Here is a 17,073-nt window from a genome sequence, read left to right on the forward strand (position 1 = left end):
CCGTGTGTCTAACAGCGGATGGATTGACTAAACAACTATGTATTTGGGCGATTTAATCCATTTTTCTTACTCTGTCAGCCGTCTTTTCTTCATCGCAATAGCTCTTTTTAACGCCACAACTGACAGGGTTTCAGCCGCGGGGGATCTTTTTAACCCGACAGGTGACAAGGTTTCAGTCGCGGGCGATCTTTCTAACTCGGTAACTGACAGGGTTTCAGTCGCGGGTGATCTTTTTAACCCGACAGGTGACAAGGTTTCAGTCGCAGGTGATCTTTTTAACTCTGCAACTGACAGGGTTTCAGATGTGGGTGATCTTTTTAACTCTGCAGATGACAAGGTTTCAGTTGCAGGCAATCTTTTTAACTCGGCAGGTGACAAGAGTTCAGTTTTAAATCGCATTTTTAACGCGGCAACTGACTTTTTGTTAGTTTGAGGTCTGTTTGTAGGCTTCGCAAGCGACTTATTACCGTATGAGGGTGCATGGCTGCACTTGTGATGGCTGCTTTTGGGTGTTGAAGAAAGTCGGGGGAGATTTTAACCTGCTCTTCCGGAATATTTAAGGGGATGGATGCGGTTGGCGAAGCCCCGGGGGCTGCCCGTAAGCGATTGGGAAGGGGGCGATCCACCCTTTATTGTAGGGTGATGTTATGAGTTGAAGGTGAGATGATAAAATGTTGATTTGTCTGCGATGTTGTCGCATGGCAGAATCAATTTTCTCCTTTAATCACATTGAATGATGAAAGAGGAAAGGATTTATTACTTTTGTAAGACAAAAGCGCAATTTATGAGATTTATATTTTTTAAACTTCCCAATCACCGGAAATTCCAATATGACCCGATCTATTATAATGCAGAAAAGGAGAAGCGGGAAGAAAGAGAGCGGCGAATACGTCAAGAAATGGGGCTTTCATCCGAAGAGGATAAAGAGACCCGGAGGTATGGCGACCTGATCCGAGGAGGAATGCGTCGACGTATTAAATCGCATTTCGAGGTGACGCGAAGCCAACGAAAAAAGTCTAATTTGCGGCTGATCATTATCCTTATCTTTTTATTTGTTTTGTTTTACTATTTGATGGATTCGGCCAGGGAATGGTATGATCAGTTTCTCATGTAGCCCTTTCTTTTTTTATTGGATGGTTTGAAAATGAACCGGCAAAGTTGAGTGGAAAAACATATTCAGAGAAGAAAATCCCATGTCAGATATAATACAATTACTACCCGATTCTGTTGCCAATCAGATCGCTGCGGGAGAGGTTATTCAACGGCCGGCCTCCGTCGTTAAAGAGTTGGTCGAAAATGCCGTGGATGCCGGCAGCACCGAAATAGCAGTGATTGTCAAAGATGCCGGACGCACCTTGGTCCAAATCATAGACAATGGCCGTGGCATGACCGAAACAGATGCCCGGATGGCCTTTGAACGGCATGCCACTTCCAAAATACGTCATGCCAACGACCTCTTCTCCATCCGAACCATGGGGTTCCGGGGAGAGGCGCTGGCGTCCATTGCGGCGGTGGCTCAGGTAGAGCTCAAAACCCGTCCTCATGAGCAGGAACTGGGAACCAGAATTCTCATTGCCGCTTCAGAAGTGGAAAGCCAGGAACCCGTGACCTGTGCCCCCGGAAGTAATTTTATGGTGAAGAATCTCTTTTTTAATGTACCTGCACGGCGAAGATTCTTGAAAACCAATGCCACCGAATTGAGACATATCGTCAATGAGTTTCAACGAATCGCGCTGGCCAACCCTTCCATTGCGTTTTCATTGGTTCATAACGATCAGACGATTTTTAACCTGCCGCCATCCAATCTGCTTCAGCGCATTTTGGGCGTCATAGGGATGCATTTCAATGCCCAGTTGCTGCCGGTGGAGACGGATGCCTCCTTTATTCAGATTAAGGGCTTTGTCGGGAAACCACGGTCGGCCCGAAAAACAATGGGCGATCAGTACTTTTTTGTCAACAATCGGTATATGCGGAGTCCCTATCTTCATAAAGCGGTGATGGTGGCCTATGAAAACCTGGTGCCGGCAGATCATTGCCCGCCCTATTTCTTGTTTTTTGAAGTGGATCCCGAACTGATTGATGTAAACATTCATCCCACCAAGACTGAGATCAAATTTGAAGACGAGCGAGCCGTATGGAAGATCGTTGTGGCGGCCGTACGGGAAGCATTGGGAAAATTTAATATGGTGCCGTCCATCGATTTTGATGATGCAGGAGACGTTCAGATCCCCACAGTAAAGAAAGACGGACCGATTGCAGAACCGGCAGTTCATATTAATCCCGATTACAACCCCTTCGAAGCCGAGGGGGGATATCGTTCGTCGGACAACAGAAATCCTTCCATGCCGTCCGACTGGCAGTTGCTCTACGAAGGCTTTGAAGGCGATACCGACAACCACAGCGGCGAAAATGTGGATGCTTTGATTCTTCCTTCCAAAGAAAATGCCGATGACGATGGACTCGATGATACCGATGCTCCCGAGATTGGGGAAAACAGCGAGTCCGGGACGTTGTATTTTCAGGTGAAAAATAAATATATCATCACCTCGGTGAAATCGGGCATTATGATCATCGATCAGAGACGCGCCCATGAACGTATTTTGTATGAGGGTTTTTTGAAAAATATTAATGCAGAAGCTTCTGCCTCTCAACACTCTTTGTTTCCGGAGGAGGTCTCTTTCAGTGAGGATGATGCCATCCTGTTGAGAGATATCGTTGACGATTTACGCGTGTTTGGTTTCGATCTTCAAGAAAAGGAGGAGCGCACTTTTGCCATTTTAGGACAACCTTCTTTATTGAGAAATGTTAGTACCGCTAAGGTGATAGATGCTTTGCTGAATGCATTCAAAGGAGGCGAGGTGGATCCTCAACAGGAAATAAAAGAGCAAATAGCCGTTGTGATGGCTAAAAATGCCTGTATGCCGGTGGGAGAAGTTTTGAGTCAGATTGAGATGGCAGAATTGATTAATAAGTTGTTTCTTTGCAATGCTCCTAACTACACACCTGACGGGAAACCGGTTTTCTCCATCCTGGACAATGAGGAGTTGGAAAAACGATTCCGGTGAATCGGCTCGCAATACCGGCATGGTGGCATCGAAAAGGTGCATGGAGGGAGTATTTAATTTGTTAATGTTGACGAAAATAGCATGAATTTAGGCGGATCTTCTTTTGGCGGTATGACCCCCGCTGTGAAAAATCTTATCATTATTAATGCGATCTTTTATGTGGCCAGTCTGGTGTTTTACAGTACTTTTGGCTTAGCCATAGAAGATTATCTGGGGCTTCACTTACCATCGGCCGAAGCCTTTAATCCTTTTCAGCTGGTAACTTACATGTTTTTGCATGCCTATTTTTCACCTGCGGAAGGCATTATCTTTTTCCATTTGTTTTTCAATATGTTTGCCCTGTTTATGTTTGGCCGGATGCTGGAAATGGTATGGGGGACCAAACGCTTCTTAATCTATTATTTTGTGACGGGTATCGGGGCAGCCGTGGTTCATATTTTCACTCAGTATATAGAGGTGATGCCGATGACCAATGCCATCACCGACTATTTGAACCATGCATCGCCCGAAGCCTTAAAGGTATTTTTGAATGAGCATCTTCAGATTCGCTCGTATGAGATGAAGCAACAATATGACCAATTTGCCGAGGCCTATAATCAGGTGGTCAATACCAATCAGGGGAAAGCAATTGCACTTTCCAAAGAATATCTTTTTCAATATCGGGAAGCTTATCTCAACAGTTTTGTAACGGTGGGTGCCTCCGGGGCCGTTTTTGGCATCTTGCTGGCTTTTGGCATGTTGTTCCCCAATACACAGCTCATGCTGTTGTTTCCGCCGATTCCTATCCGAGCCAAATATTTTGTGATTATCTACGGATTGATCGAGCTGTTTATGGGCGTCCGCAATTTTTCCATGGACAATGTGGCCCACTGGGCCCACTTGGGCGGTATGTTGTTTGGCTTTATTCTTATCAAATACTGGAAAAACAAAGGAAATTTTTATTAATTAGCTGATATGAGCATTATAAATGAGATAAAGGCTTCTTTTCGGGAGGGAAATGTCCTAACCAAACTCATCTATGTTAATGTCGGTGTGTTTGTGGTGATAAAATTGCTGCAGCTGACGTTCATGCTTTTTGGTGCCGGATCAGCTTTCGTTCAGATCTTAATAGGATGGTTATCGGTTCCGTCGAATCCTCTCGCTTTGATGTGGCGGCCATGGACCCTTATATCGTACATGTTTTTGCATTACGATTTTTTTCACCTGCTTTTTAATGTGCTTTATCTATATTGGTTTGGGCGCTTATTCGTGGAGCTTGTGGATACCGGAAAATTATTGACTGTTTATATTTGGGGCGGCCTGGGGGGTGCAGCCTTTTATCTTTTGGCCTTTAACCTGTTGCCGGCATTCTATCCGGGAGCGGGGGGGGCTATATTATTGGGGGCCTCGGCGTCTGTTATGGCCATTCTTTTTGCGGTGGCCAGGATCCATCCCAATCATGTGGTTTATCTGTTTTTAATCGGCCCGGTAAAACTAAAATATCTGGCATTGGGCGCTTTTTTGGTGGACTTAATTAGTATTCCGGGGATGGCCAATGCAGGAGGACACCTGGCGCATATTGGCGGAGCGCTTGTGGGCCTTTACTATGGATGGAGATTGACCGAAGGAAAAATTAAAGGAAACTTTTTCGATAAAGTAGCCTACCGCGCGGGAGCTCTTTTTGAAAGGCGTTCTAAAATGAAAGTGACTTACAAACGTCCTCTTACCGATATGGAATATAACGCTCAGAAAGTGAGACGGCAGAAAGAACTGGATCGCATCCTTGAAAAGATAAAACACAGCGGATACGACAGTTTATCCAAAGAGGAGAAAGAGTTGCTTTTTAAAGCCAGTCAGGAGAATTAAATAGTTACAGTTTGAAACGGTTTTTTAAGTCTATATCATTCTTTATAACCCTCGCAATAGCGGTATTTTTGATCGTTTCGGTGGCACCCGTTTATATTAGTCCCGGAAAAATCAACATTCTGGCATTGGTGGGTTTTCTGTTTCCGGCATTGTGGATTTTAAATTTTTTGATGCTGATTATCCACATTTTTCGGAAAAGTGTCTATCTGGTCATTCCCCTGACTGTATTGGTCCTGACGTGGAATCATTGGTGCAATGTATTTCAGGTAAGGGGTGAAGAGCTTCCCAATGGAAGTAAGAACATGGTGAAGGTGATGACCTTCAATGTACGCATGTTCGACTTTTATGAGTTTTCCCATCTCCCCGGCATGCCGTACCGCCTATATGATTTTATTGAAGAGGTTAACCCGGACATCCTTTGCATCCAGGAATTTTTTACCAGCAGACGAAAAGAAGGGTATTTGCCTAATTTTTTAAGAGCGCGATTGGGAATGTACGGTTATACCCATCAGGAGTACCGGGATTATTCCGGTCAGAATATAGGATATGGTATCGCCACTTTTTCGAAATTTCCCATCATCAACAAGGGGAAGCTCAGTTTTGAAGAAAGTAAAAATATGGCGATTTTTACGGATGTGAATATCGAGGGAACCGTTGTCAGGGTGTTTAACAACCATTTGGAATCGATAGGCTTTCAGTCGCAGGATTTTAACGTGATCGATAGCCTGACGTTGGAGCTTGATCAAAGACAGAAGGATGGCCTGAAGGAAATCATGCGGAAAATGTCCCGGGCTTTCAAACAGCGTTCTTCGCAGGCCGACAGAATAGCGAATCATATCAAAAATTCCCCATATCCGGTGGTTGTTTGTGGCGATTTTAATGATATTCCTATTTCATATGTATACCGAAGAATGAGAGGCCATTTAAAAGATGCCTTTCGGGAGTCGGGATCCGGCTTTGGGGGAACCTATAATGGACGGCTCCCTTCCTTGAGAATTGATTATATTTTTCACGATCCCGGTTATGCCTCTTATGAATTTAAGCGATATAAGGTTGAATTCTCTGATCATTACCCCATATCCACAATAATTCGTGTTGATGGGAACGAATAAGACGCGCCACGAAGTGCATTTGGATGGTTTATTAAAAGGATCATCACCGGTGCCGGCATATTTGGAGAAAAGATAGGGATAAACGAATGATCATGCGAGTTCCATCAGACCAATGATTTAACCTAATTTTATACGGATGAAACAATATAAAGAGCTCTTGAAAAGAGTCCTTGACGAGGGCATAGAAAAGAAAGACCGCACAGGAACGGGTACCATTAGTGTATTTGGCCATCAGATGAGGTTTAATTTGCAGGAGGGATTCCCGTTGCTGACCACCAAAAAGATGCATCTTAAATCCATTATTCACGAGCTTTTGTGGTTTATTAAGGGAAGTACCAATGTTCAGTATTTGCAGGAAAATGGGGTTCGTATCTGGAATGAATGGGCCGATGAGGATGGTGGTTTAGGACCCATTTATGGATATCAATGGCGGTCATGGCCCGATTATCAGGGCGGTCATATTGATCAGTTGCAACAGGTGATTGACTCTGTTCAGAATAATCCCGATTCGCGCAGACATATTGTAAGTGCCTGGAATGTGGGACAATTGGATGAGATGAATCTGCCTCCCTGTCATATTCTGTTCCAGTTTTATGTGGCCAATGGCCGGTTGAGTTGTCAGCTTTATCAAAGAAGTGCCGATATTTTTCTTGGCGTGCCTTTTAATATTGCCTCCTATGCGCTTTTAACCATGATGATAGCGCAAGTAGCTCATCTTGAACCGGGCGATTTTGTGCATACCCTGGGTGATGCTCACATCTATCTGAATCACATTGAGCAGGTGAAGCTTCAGCTTACGCGTGAGCCCCGATCACTTCCCGTCATGGCCTTGAATCCCTCGGTTCGCAAGATCGACGACTTTGTGTATGAAGATTTTACCCTCAGCAATTATAATCCGCATCCGCACATTAAAGGAGAAATATCCGTTTGAATATGATTTTGTCTTTGATCGTTGCCGCTGATGAAAATAATGGCATAGGCATTAATGGTAATCAGCCTGCTTTTATCAGTGCGGACCTGAAAAGGTTCAAAAGTATTACGCAGGGGAATACCATTGTTATGGGACGAAAAACCTTTGAAGCCCTGCCCAAAGGCGCCCTGCCCAATAGGCGGAATATCGTTCTAACCCGTCAGCATGATTTTAGGGCTGACCATTGCGAAGTGATTCATTCGCCCGGGGAGATCGATAATATTTGTCAACCCGGAGAAAAGGTCTTTGTGATCGGTGGGGGAGAAATTTACCGCCACTTTTTGACGCGGGCGGGCCATATTTATCAGACATTGATTCACCACACCTTCTCAGAGATCGATACCTGGTTTCCGGAAATTAGTGAAGAAGAGTGGACGGTGGAGGGGCGTGAAGGCCCCTTCCGGGATGTGAAGTCCGGATATTCTTTTAGCTATATTGACTGGGTGAGGATTTAAATGGAACATTATAGCCCCACTTGAAAGTGGCTGGCCACATGGGCATATTCAACTTTGTCCGGAAATTGGTTGTAAAATCTCATGAATGCCGGAAGACCGGTGCAATGGCATAAACCAAAATGGTTAACCTTGAGCGATTCAAAGGCTTTTACAGTTTGTTGAATCCTTTCTTTAGAGGCATTTTTGAGATGGGTGCCGCCTAACACCAACTGAATTTGATCCTTCTTTGTTTCTTGCATTGCCGTGCGACATATATTGGCTATCCCGTTGTGGGCGCAGCCGGCAAATAGGACCATGCCATCATGGTGATCGTACACCATAAAAAGCTCATCTTCAAAAGTGTCGGTTTGTTCTTTCCCCTCTGCATGCACAATCATTGAGGACGATGGTTGCTCAAAAGGATAGAAATGATTGATTTTGGTGATGATCTTTAATCCCGGAGCAATTTCCCGGTTTGCTTCAATGGTTTTGAATCTGGAGCGGTACTTGCTGACCATCTTTTTATCTATCCCGATATATCTGGAACGCCCCGTTGAAAGAGAAAATTTATCTTCCAGAGCTTGCGGTTTCAGATAGACAGGGGCATGGTTATTCACTTCGAAAAAAGCTTCCAGACCACCGGTATGATCATAGTGTCCATGACTAATAACGACCATATCAATGGATGCAAGGTCGATGTTCAGTGTTTTGGCATTCTCGATCAATAAACCGGACTGACCCGTATCAAAAAGAATCTGCTTTCGGTCTGTTTCGATCAGAAATGATAGTCCGTGTTCGCCTTTTGTCCCCTGCCGATAGGCCAGGTTTTCCACCAATGTTACAATTTTCATGATGCCTTGAATTCCATGAATGATCTACCTTTGTTCAAAGGTACGATTCTATTTTGGGAAAGAACATCCTGTTCATGCTTTTTTGTGGCGGATGCAACACACGTTCTTGATTAAGCCCGGCTACATGTATTTGTACCGTTTAATGCTTTTCTTGGGTGTTTTTTCAAATTCCTCGGGGAACAGAACTATTTTTGAGATATTCATAAAGGCCGGGAGTTCCTTGTTTACCTCACTCTTTATGTTCTGAAGAATTTTTTCGAGGTCGTCATTGTTTAGTTTTTGAGCATCTGCGGCTTCATAGTCGGGATAAACCAGAGCTTCAAGTTTCCCGTTGTCGTAACGAACCAGACACTCCTGGACATATTCTTTATTGTTGATGGCCGCCTCTATTTCTTCGGGGTAGATGTTTTGTCCGGACGGCCCGAGAATCATATTCTTGCTACGACCTTTGATGAAGATGAAATTATCTTTGTCGAGGATTCCCAGATCACCGGTGTGCAACCACCCGTCATCATCCAGTATTTCTTTGGTGGCCTGCTTATTTTTGTAATAACCGGTCATGACGTTATCTCCTTTGACGAGGATTTCCCCAACCGTATTATAAGGATCATTGGAGTCGATGCGGACTTCCATCCGGTGGACGATTCGTCCGGCAGAGTGCTGTTTGGTTTCATCCCAATGCGCATAGCTGATCAGGGGCCCGCACTCAGTCATCCCATAACCGACGGTGAGTGGGAATCCGATCTTTCGTAAAAAGATCTCCACATCTTTGTTTAATGCTGCACCACCAATGACTATTTCTCGGAATTCACCACCAAATACTTCCACCAACTTGGCTTTTATCTTTCCAAGAATTAGTTTATTGACAACCGGTACCTTGAGTAAGGTTTTGACCGTGCCTTTTTCAAGCTTGGGAAGTATTTGCTTCTTGAATATTTTTTCAAGAATTAATGGTACGGAAAGAATTAAGTTGGGCTTTACTTTTCTGAAGGCTTCGGTGATTATCTGAGGCGAAGGTGTTCGGGAAAGGAACGTTACATGACACCCTTCGGTAAAGGGCCAAAGAAATTCGAAAAGGCAGCCATAAGTATGAGCCAGAGGCAGGAATGAAACAATACGTTCACCGGGTATAATGTCAAAGGTGTCGCGAGCATATTGAACGTTCGACCAGATGCTTCTGTGGGGAAGCAGTACCCCCTTTGAAAAACCTGAAGTCCCGGAGGTATAAGACAATACCATTAAATCGTCGGGCTTTGGATTAAAGAAGGTTAACTTGTTAATGTCGAAATTGTTGCTTCCGGGCTTTACTTCTTCCCGGGCCTTGTCAAGGGCTTTTTGTACTTTCCCTTTATTGTCGACCAGAACAGACAAATCGTTGACCGAAATGATGCCTTTCAATGCCGGCATTTTAGTTTCATCAATTTTGTCGAATATTTGATCGGTCGTGAAGAGCAGCTCCGATTCAGAATGATTTACAATATGATTGATATCTGCAGGACTAAAATCGGGTAATATGGGGACGACTATTGCGCCGTAGGTAATGGTGCCCAAATAGGCCAGAGCCCAGTTGGTTGAATTCCGCCCGATGAGCGCTACCTTGTCTCCCGGTTTGATTCCCAGTGCTTTAAAAACACGATGACATCGATAGATCGATTGTCCTACTTCCCGAAAGGTAATGGTCTTTCCTTTAAAGTCACTGAAGGCGGGTAAATCGGTGTAATTTTCCAATGCCGATTTTACCAATCCTATGTATCCATATTTTTCCATAGTTCCTAATTATGATTTGTCTGAAAAAACAGATTCAGCATTTTGATCCCTCTGAAATGTCTGTTTCGAGTCAGAGTTTTTCTAAAACCTGCTTATTTATCATGAATTCGGTTATGTCATAGATTTTGTATTGGTGCAAAATCGATAAATGAAATGACCGGGATCTTTACGCAGGTTTCGCGAAATGTTGTGGGTCAGGAGAGTTGCTTTTTGAAATTGATCTCAATTCGCGTTGTGAAATTATTACTTTAATTTTAAAAATGTTTTATCCAATATGATTGTTCAGGAGGCAAAAGTCAAATTTTTTTTTATAACAACCAAACATTAACCGGATAGGGATCATAAAATTTTAACCGAATCGGATCTTTTTGTGAAGCGTTGACGTCAGTATCGCGACTCTGCAGTGTAGATGTTAAATGGTCTTAAAGCTTCTTTTTTCCCGGCCGATGATGGAATCTCTTTTCTTCAATATTACGATTTGGGGTTGACTCCATTAAAAACAGGAAAGACCGCTTTTCAAGGTGATGATAACTTAACACACAAGAATTTGGCTGTCATATCATCGCTTTTTCAAAGTCCCGATATGAAAGTTCTTGTTTCAAAGGTTTACATATCGTCTAAAAAAACTATTGATAAGGGAAGGTTAAGGAAAATGGTGCTGACAAGGTTTAATTGTCTTACAGAAAAAAGGGATTACACATAAACATTGCCAATTTTAATGAGTTTGGGAATGTCTAAAAGTTTTATTTTACGACCATGCAGTTCGATCAGATTATCTGATTTAAATTCTGAAAGAAGCCGGATAACGGATTCAGTTGCTGTACCAACCATATTGGCCAGTTCTTCTCTTGTGAGCGTAATTCGAAGGGTGTTGTCTTCGTCTAGATCAAAAGTATCCATTAAGAGTAAAAGCACTTCAGCCAGTCTTTCCCGAACCGTCTTTTGCGCGATGTCTGTCAGATATTTATTGGATTCGCCCAACTCTCTGCAACTGAGACGCATGAGCGACATGGCGAATTCAGGGTTGGCTTTGATGAATCCGGTCATGACGTCACCGGGGAAATAGCATAGAACGGCGTCTTGGATAACTTTTGCCGTAGTACATGCCAGCTCTTCACTTATAATAGAACGAAAGCCTATTAGATCACCCTCTTTGGCAAACCGTATGATTTGTTCTTTCCCGTCGAAACCGGTTTTATAGATTTTCAGAATACCACTGGTTACAATGTAAGAACCATTAATCCGACTCCCTTCGTTATAGATGATGGAACCTCTTTTATGGGTGTTACAGACCAGATTTTGATGGAGCAGGTCCAGTTCTGAGTCGTTTAGTCCTTTGAAAATTTCAAATGACCGTAAATTAATGTTTTCGGGATTATAAATTTCCTGGGATTTCTTCATAGTACATAATTAAAAGATAGAACATTAGGGAATGACTTCTTTCTTGGATTCTTTAATACAAATATAAAAAGAAAGATTATATTTGCATTATTAACATACAAATTTAGATATGTGTATATCTGTCGTCGTATCTCTCTTTTATATCTCAATGAATATGCCAGATGTGATTAACACTATTGGATGATGTATCATATTGATCAGTCAGGATTTAAAGAGGGATATCAGCCGATATGAGTTTTAATAACTGTTTTTGTCATTTCTGAAAATCTTTTTAGCATGAAATCAACACTAGATCTGAATTGGACAGGGAAAATGTCATTTGAAGCAGACCTGAATGGTCATAAAGTGATTCTTGATGCCGACCCATCGGTAGGGGGCGACAATAAAGGTGTTCGGCCTAAACCATTAATGCTTTTGGCGTTGGCAGGATGCACCGGAATGGATGTTGTCTCTATTCTCCGAAAAATGCGTGTGGAGGTTGAGGATTTTAGGATCAAAGTGGAAGCTGACATGACGGATGACCATCCTAAGCAATACAATCGGATGCATGTGATATACATTTTTAAAGGCAAGGATTTGCCCATTGAAAAAATTGAGAAGGCGGTGAATCTGTCGGATGAGAAATATTGTGGGGTGTCTGCCGTTTACAAAAAAGCTTTGAAGTTGACACATGAGATAAGAATCGAAGAGTAAAAGGTTTTGCTTCGGCGAAGGGCCTAATACTGATACGAAAAAAAACCGGATGGGAATTAAGTTTTCCCGTCCGGTTTTTTTGTGTATACGATTTTGTTAGAAATGTTAACTTGCTTTGAGTCGTCTCAAGTTGGTATGCTCGATCTTTTCTACGGCAAAATCGAGTGTGATAGTAAGCGTTTTCGTGTTCTTTGAAGGGGTGTGAAACATATGGTCGATCATGATGGTTTCACAAATGGATCTTAACCCTCTGGCGCCAAGCTTGAATTCAATGGCTTTATCCACGATGTAATCCAATACTTCTTCGGTAAATTTTAGCTCGATACCATCAATCTCAAACAGCTTTTTGTATTGCCGGATTATGGAGTTTTTAGGCTCTACCAGAATACGTCTCAAAGCATCTCTGTCCAATGGATCCAGATACGTTAATATGGGAAGCCGTCCGATGATTTCCGGTATTAGTCCGAAAGCTTTCAAATCCTGAGGAGAAATGTATTGAAGGAGGTTGTTTTCATCGATGTGCTCGATATCTCTGTTGGCCGAATAACCCACAACTTTGGTGTTGAGCCTACGGGCAATTTTCTGTTCAACTCCGTCAAATGCGCCACCGCAAATAAACAGTATGTTCTTGGTATTTACCGGGATCATTTTTTGGTCGGGGTGTTTACGTCCCCCTTGAGGCGGTACATTAACGACAGATCCTTCCAGAAGTTTTAACAACCCTTGTTGAACTCCTTCACCCGATACATCCCTGGTGATGGAAGGATTATCACTTTTTCTGGCAATTTTATCTATTTCATCGATGAATACGATGCCTTTTTCGGCAGCCTCTGTGTTGTAATCGGCGGCCTGAAGGAGCCGACTCAGGATACTTTCAATATCTTCCCCCACATAACCGGCCTCGGTAAGTACCGTAGCATCCACGATGGTAAAGGGCACATGCAGCATCCGTGCAATGGTTCTTGCCAAAAGCGTTTTGCCGGTTCCCGTTTCGCCGACCAGAATGATGTTGGACTTTTCTATTTCTACTTCATCTCCGGAGTCTTTCTGCATTAACCGTTTATAATGGTTATAAACAGCTACGGAAAGGTATTTCTTTGCTTCTTCCTGGCCAATAACATATTGGTCAAGAAAAGCTTTTATTTCAGCGGGCTTTAATAGTTGTATCTCTTCAACATTGAAGGCACTTTTTTTCTTCATTTCTTCTTCCAGAATGGAGTGTGCCTGTTCGATACAACTATCACAGATATGACCAGAAATTCCGGCAATAAGCAGGTTGGTGTCTTTTCTGGGACGTCCGCAAAATGAACATTTATCCATATACTAATCTTTTCTTTCTATCAGAATTGGTCTGAGGCCCTATGGGGCCGTTTTTTTATTATTCCTGCTTGTCTTTTTTTGTCCGAACAAGAACTTCATCAATCATCCCATATTTTTTGGCTTCTTCGGCGGTCATCCAGTAATCGCGGTCCGAGTCTTTTTCCACTTTTTTGAAGGTGTTGCCGGTGTGTTCGGCAATAATTTCATAAAGCTCTTTTCTAAGTTTGAGGATTTCTCTCGCTGTTATTTCAATATCGGTAGCTTGTCCCTGGGCTCCCCCCATCGGCTGGTGAATCATTATTCTGGAATGTTTCAGGGCCGAACGTTTCCCCTTGGTACCGGCAGTTAACAAAACGGCGCCCATGGAAGCTGCCATCCCCGTACAGATGGTTTGAATATCCGACGAAATAAACTGCATGGTGTCATAAATTCCAAGGCCGGAGTGAACCGAACCGCCAGGGGTGTTAAAGTAGATGCTGATATCTTTGGTAGGATCTACCGAATCAAGATAGAGCAACTGTGCCTGGATGATGTTGGCGACATAATCGTCGATGGGTACCCCTAAAAAGATGATACGATCCATCATCAGCCGCGAGAAAACATCCATGCTGGCAACATTTAATTGCCTCTCTTCAATGATGGTAGGGGAGATATAACTGCTCGTAATGGCAGTGTATTGGTCCAGCACCAAACTGTTAATACCCCTGTGTTTGGTTGCATATTTCTGAAAGTCTTTTGGATCGATCATAGTTAAATGGTATTTGTAATGTAATTACCTGCTAAGGTAGAAATAATTTGATCTGATTGGGACTTATGATTACATTTTAACCTGAAAACATAACCATTGACGAAATTAAAAGTTTTCACCAATCGGGAATATTTTCAGGTTAATTTGAAAATTAGTCTTTTAACGGACCCTCTCTGTTTGTTTTTCTTTTGGTCGCTTTATGGTTGGAAAGAGCGATTACTTCTTTTTACTTTCCAATAGTTTGTTGAACTCTTCGCGAGATATTTCTTTGGTTTCAACTTTTAAAGCACCCTTGATATACTCCATGACCTTGTCATTGATAGCACCTTCGGCAAAATTACGCCGTTGCTCTTCGTTGTTGAGCATGTCCATGGCGTAGCTCTCAATATGTTCGTCAGGTACATTGTTGAGACCGTATTGCATAAACTGCAGACGGGCCGATTTTTTAGCAAAGTTTAAAACGTCGTCCTGTTCAACCTTAAGCTCATTATCTTTAATCAACTTGTTGCGGATAATTTGCCACTTAAGATCTTCCAGGAAGCCCGGCATATCTTTGTCAACTTGTTCTTCTGTGAGTGGATGTTCGTCTTTCCCCTGGTAGCTTGCCAAGAGCCAACGTTTCAGGAATTCTTCGGGGAGTTTTATGTCCACTTTCCCCATTAGTTTATCTCTGGCGTCCACCGAGAATTTATACTCGGATTCCATTTTAAGGGTATTCTCAAGGTCTTGTTTAACCTGGGCAGCGAACTCCTCTTCATTGGTTACTTTGCCGGGGCCAAAAATCTTGTCAAACAACTCCTGATTTAATTCAGGGTCAACATACTTGGTGATTTCGTTAATCTTGAAACTGAAATTCCCTTTTACGTTTTGTGCTTCTTCTTTGGAAATTTTTAATAAGTATGAAAGTTCGGTTTCATTGGGGAACGCCTTTTGCGGATCCAAAACGATTTCATCTCCCACTTTTGCACCCAGAACTTTTTTCTTTTCTTTCTCTTCCTTTATAATTGTTGTGGATAATACGGCATCTTCTGTTTTGATTCCATCTTCCAGTTCTTTACCGTCTTTATCGAGCTGAACAAAATTTCCTTTGAGGAGGCAGTTTTCATCAGCTTCTTCACATTTTTCGGCAGTTGCAAAACGACCGGTAATATTTTTTTTCTGGCCCTCTAACATATCATCTGTTACTTCGATGACATAGTAGGGGAGTTTTTCCCGTTTGGAAAGTTTCACCTCTATTTCGGGACTTAAACCCATATCAAAAGAAAACTTAAACTGTTCTTCATTTTCCAGATCTATGGGTTGATGTTTTTCTGAGGGGAGTGGTTCGCCCAGGATGTCCAGTTTGTTTTCGCTGATATATTTTGATAAGTTTTCCGAAACCAGCTTGTTGACTTCTTCAGCCAGAATTGCCTTTCCATACATTTTTTTTACCAAGCTTGCCGGTACTTTTCCGGGACGGAATCCCGGCATGTTGATCTTTTTACGGTAGTCCTTCAGGACTTTTTCAACGCGTGGTTCATAGTCGTCTTTCTGGACCGTGATGTGTACCACTGCATTCAAATCATCAATTTGCTCTTTTTCAATGTTCATGTGAAAACTTTTTGTTTGTTAGGCCATTTATGGTCCCTTTTTGAGGGCCTATACCGCGTCGAACTTTTAGTTAGTTTGGTGTTTGACACCATTGCTCAATTCTATGCTTCAAAATATGCTTTGATCAGGTGTCTTGTAATCTCTGTTGGTAAAAACGATTGCAAAGATAATGAAGCATTTACAAGTTGCCAAAAAGTTGATTCATGCAATACCCGATTTTGAGAAAATTAACGTCTTTTTTCATTCATCGGGGTGCATAAAAAACCGCCAAAGGGATTAATCCCCGAGGCGGTTTCTTGTGCGGACGGAGGGACTCGAACCCACACGCCTTTCGGCACTAGATCCTAAATCTAGCGCGGCTACCAATTACGCCACGTCCGCTTTTTGCGGATGCGAATTTCAGGAAAATTTTTTCCTTTTCCAAAAATATGGTTAAAAAAATTAGGAATTTTGCGTTTGGTCGAAATTCCTTCGTCGCAGTTCGAAGTCATCTCCCAGGTATACTCTTCTAACATCCGGATCTTCGGCCAGCTCTTCTGCGGTCCCTGCCTTCAGTATATTTCCTTCGAAAAGCAGGTAGGCTCGGTCGGTTATGGAAAGCGTTTCGTGAACATTATGGTCTGTAATCAAAATGCCAATATTTTTGTACTTCAATTTGGCGACAATTTCCTGAATATCCCTTACTGCAATGGGGTCTACTCCTGCGAAGGGCTCATCCAGTAGAATAAACTTGGGATTAATGGCGAGGGCCCGGGCTATCTCGGTTCTCCGTCTCTCTCCACCGGACAATTGGATGCCCATGCTTTTACGGATATGTCCCAACCCGAATTCATTGATCAATTCTTCGAGTCTTTGCTTTTGGTATTCTTTGCTATAATTGGTCATTTGTAATACAGACCTGATATTGTCTTCAACGCTGAGTTTTCTGAAGACGCTTGCCTCTTGTGCCAAATAGCCAATCCCCTTTTGTGCTCTCCGGTAGACCGGTTCATTGGTGATTAAATCCTGATCCAGATAAATTTCTCCACCGTTAGGTTTAATCAATCCGACAATCATGTAAAAAGTGGTGGTTTTCCCGGCTCCGTTGGGGCCTAGCAAACCGACAATTTCGCCCTGCTTTACTTCCACAGAAACGCCCTTTACTACCGTACGGTTACGGTATTTTTTAATTAGTGTGTCTGTATATAATCGCATTCTTTGTTCCGCCATGATCTTAAAATCTAATTCAATTATAAACCTTTGAAAAAGTATCAGGAATATAATTCTTGGTTTTATGT

17 protein-coding genes and 1 tRNA gene are annotated in these 17,073 nt (G+C 42.6%); 9 read left to right on the forward strand and 9 right to left on the reverse strand.

Annotation, left to right across the window (positions count from 1 at the left end; all coding sequences use genetic code 11):
- The first annotated feature begins 43 nt into the window (after positions 1 to 43).
- Entirely contained in the window at positions 44 to 433 is a 390-nt protein-coding gene (locus ACT29H_RS04200) for a hypothetical protein (protein ID WP_444820345.1), read from the forward strand.
- Here ACT29H_RS04200 and ACT29H_RS04205 read toward each other — a convergent pair.
- The gene (locus tag ACT29H_RS04205) at positions 402 to 626 is read right to left on the reverse strand and encodes a hypothetical protein (protein WP_444820346.1); all 225 of its coding nucleotides are present in this window, start codon (positions 624 to 626) and stop codon (positions 402 to 404) included. The two genes, ACT29H_RS04200 and ACT29H_RS04205, sit on opposite strands and share 32 nt — an antisense overlap.
- Before the next feature lie 158 nt (positions 627 to 784).
- Here ACT29H_RS04205 and ACT29H_RS04210 point away from each other — a divergent pair, with 158 nt between their 5' ends.
- From ACT29H_RS04210 to ACT29H_RS04240, 7 genes are all read left to right on the forward strand, one after another.
- Positions 785 to 1,114, forward strand: a complete 330-nt coding sequence (locus tag ACT29H_RS04210) for a hypothetical protein (RefSeq protein ID WP_444820347.1) — start codon at positions 785 to 787, stop codon at positions 1,112 to 1,114.
- 79 nt (positions 1,115 to 1,193) lie between these two features.
- On the forward strand, positions 1,194 to 3,065 hold the full coding sequence (gene mutL / locus ACT29H_RS04215; RefSeq protein ID WP_444820348.1) for a DNA mismatch repair endonuclease MutL: 1,872 nt from the start codon (positions 1,194 to 1,196) through the stop codon (positions 3,063 to 3,065).
- A gap of 81 nt (positions 3,066 to 3,146) precedes the next feature.
- On the forward strand, positions 3,147 to 4,010 hold the full coding sequence (locus ACT29H_RS04220) for a rhomboid family intramembrane serine protease (protein ID WP_444820349.1): 864 nt from the start codon (positions 3,147 to 3,149) through the stop codon (positions 4,008 to 4,010).
- Positions 4,011 to 4,019: 9 nt separating this feature from the next.
- On the forward strand, positions 4,020 to 4,910 hold the full coding sequence (locus ACT29H_RS04225; protein WP_444820350.1) for a rhomboid family intramembrane serine protease: 891 nt from the start codon (positions 4,020 to 4,022) through the stop codon (positions 4,908 to 4,910).
- An 11-nt stretch (positions 4,911 to 4,921) separates the two neighbouring features.
- A complete protein-coding gene (locus ACT29H_RS04230) occupies positions 4,922 to 6,022 on the forward strand; it encodes an endonuclease/exonuclease/phosphatase family protein (protein ID WP_444820351.1) in 1,101 nt (366 codons plus the stop codon).
- Between the two features lie 136 nt (positions 6,023 to 6,158).
- Positions 6,159 to 6,953, forward strand: a complete 795-nt coding sequence (locus ACT29H_RS04235) for a thymidylate synthase (protein ID WP_444820352.1) — start codon at positions 6,159 to 6,161, stop codon at positions 6,951 to 6,953.
- Between the two features lie 2 nt (positions 6,954 to 6,955).
- Entirely contained in the window at positions 6,956 to 7,447 is a 492-nt protein-coding gene (locus ACT29H_RS04240) for a dihydrofolate reductase (protein ID WP_444820353.1), read from the forward strand.
- Positions 7,448 to 7,455: 8 nt separating this feature from the next.
- Here the strand turns inward: ACT29H_RS04240 and ACT29H_RS04245 are convergent, their stop codons facing one another.
- The 3 genes from ACT29H_RS04245 to ACT29H_RS04255 form a co-directional block, all read right to left on the reverse strand.
- Positions 7,456 to 8,277, reverse strand: coding sequence for an MBL fold metallo-hydrolase (locus ACT29H_RS04245; protein ID WP_444820354.1), 822 nt, complete (start codon positions 8,275 to 8,277; stop codon positions 7,456 to 7,458).
- Positions 8,278 to 8,397: 120 nt separating this feature from the next.
- Positions 8,398 to 10,044 carry an AMP-binding protein gene (locus tag ACT29H_RS04250; RefSeq protein WP_444820355.1) on the reverse strand — a complete coding sequence of 549 codons (1,647 nt, stop codon included), beginning with the start codon at positions 10,042 to 10,044 and terminating at the stop codon, positions 8,398 to 8,400.
- Between the two features lie 693 nt (positions 10,045 to 10,737).
- Positions 10,738 to 11,445, reverse strand: a complete 708-nt coding sequence (locus ACT29H_RS04255) for a Crp/Fnr family transcriptional regulator (RefSeq protein WP_444820356.1) — start codon at positions 11,443 to 11,445, stop codon at positions 10,738 to 10,740.
- 276 nt (positions 11,446 to 11,721) lie between these two features.
- On the opposite strand from ACT29H_RS04255, the gene ACT29H_RS04260 reads away from it, so the two are divergent.
- Positions 11,722 to 12,138: an OsmC family protein gene (locus ACT29H_RS04260; RefSeq protein WP_444820357.1), complete on the forward strand. Its 417-nt coding sequence runs from the start codon at positions 11,722 to 11,724 to the stop codon at positions 12,136 to 12,138.
- Positions 12,139 to 12,243: 105 nt separating this feature from the next.
- On the opposite strand, the gene clpX is transcribed toward ACT29H_RS04260, so the two are convergent.
- The 5 genes from clpX to lptB all read right to left on the reverse strand — a co-directional run bounded on the left by clpX (position 12,244) and on the right by lptB (position 17,005).
- Positions 12,244 to 13,458 (reverse strand): ATP-dependent Clp protease ATP-binding subunit ClpX, encoded by a 1,215-nt coding sequence (gene clpX, locus ACT29H_RS04265; RefSeq protein ID WP_444820358.1) that lies wholly within the window; start codon positions 13,456 to 13,458, stop codon positions 12,244 to 12,246.
- Positions 13,459 to 13,516: 58 nt separating this feature from the next.
- Positions 13,517 to 14,206 (reverse strand): ATP-dependent Clp endopeptidase proteolytic subunit ClpP, encoded by a 690-nt coding sequence (gene clpP, locus ACT29H_RS04270; protein WP_444820359.1) that lies wholly within the window; start codon positions 14,204 to 14,206, stop codon positions 13,517 to 13,519.
- Positions 14,207 to 14,422: 216 nt separating this feature from the next.
- On the reverse strand, positions 14,423 to 15,796 hold the full coding sequence (gene tig, locus ACT29H_RS04275; RefSeq protein ID WP_444820360.1) for a trigger factor: 1,374 nt from the start codon (positions 15,794 to 15,796) through the stop codon (positions 14,423 to 14,425).
- 299 nt (positions 15,797 to 16,095) lie between these two features.
- Positions 16,096 to 16,177: transfer RNA gene (locus tag ACT29H_RS04280), tRNA-Leu, on the reverse strand.
- Between the two features lie 60 nt (positions 16,178 to 16,237).
- Entirely contained in the window at positions 16,238 to 17,005 is a 768-nt protein-coding gene (gene lptB / locus ACT29H_RS04285; protein ID WP_444820361.1) for an LPS export ABC transporter ATP-binding protein, read from the reverse strand.
- Positions 17,006 to 17,073: the final 68 nt, after the last annotated feature.

This window comes from Thermophagus sp. OGC60D27 (genome assembly GCF_052400625.1).
GTDB lineage: Bacteria > Bacteroidota > Bacteroidia > Bacteroidales > Marinilabiliaceae > Thermophagus.

Coding starts and splice junctions, on each gene's coding strand:
- mutL (WP_444820348.1), top strand. CDS start 1,194: ATGTCAGATATAATACAATTACTACCCGATTCTGTTGCCAATCAGATC.
- ACT29H_RS04245 (WP_444820354.1), bottom strand. CDS start 8,277: ATGAAAATTGTAACATTGGTGGAAAACCTGGCCTATCGGCAGGGGACA.
- clpX (WP_444820358.1), bottom strand. CDS start 13,458: ATGGATAAATGTTCATTTTGCGGACGTCCCAGAAAAGACACCAACCTG.
- ACT29H_RS04240 (WP_444820353.1), top strand. CDS start 6,956: ATGATTTTGTCTTTGATCGTTGCCGCTGATGAAAATAATGGCATAGGC.
- tig (WP_444820360.1), bottom strand. CDS start 15,796: ATGAACATTGAAAAAGAGCAAATTGATGATTTGAATGCAGTGGTACAC.
- lptB (WP_444820361.1), bottom strand. CDS start 17,005: ATGGCGGAACAAAGAATGCGATTATATACAGACACACTAATTAAAAAA.
- ACT29H_RS04260 (WP_444820357.1), top strand. CDS start 11,722: ATGAAATCAACACTAGATCTGAATTGGACAGGGAAAATGTCATTTGAA.
- clpP (WP_444820359.1), bottom strand. CDS start 14,206: ATGATCGATCCAAAAGACTTTCAGAAATATGCAACCAAACACAGGGGT.
- ACT29H_RS04210 (WP_444820347.1), top strand. CDS start 785: ATGAGATTTATATTTTTTAAACTTCCCAATCACCGGAAATTCCAATAT.
- ACT29H_RS04220 (WP_444820349.1), top strand. CDS start 3,147: ATGAATTTAGGCGGATCTTCTTTTGGCGGTATGACCCCCGCTGTGAAA.
- ACT29H_RS04235 (WP_444820352.1), top strand. CDS start 6,159: ATGAAACAATATAAAGAGCTCTTGAAAAGAGTCCTTGACGAGGGCATA.
- ACT29H_RS04250 (WP_444820355.1), bottom strand. CDS start 10,044: ATGGAAAAATATGGATACATAGGATTGGTAAAATCGGCATTGGAAAAT.
- ACT29H_RS04225 (WP_444820350.1), top strand. CDS start 4,020: ATGAGCATTATAAATGAGATAAAGGCTTCTTTTCGGGAGGGAAATGTC.
- ACT29H_RS04255 (WP_444820356.1), bottom strand. CDS start 11,445: ATGAAGAAATCCCAGGAAATTTATAATCCCGAAAACATTAATTTACGG.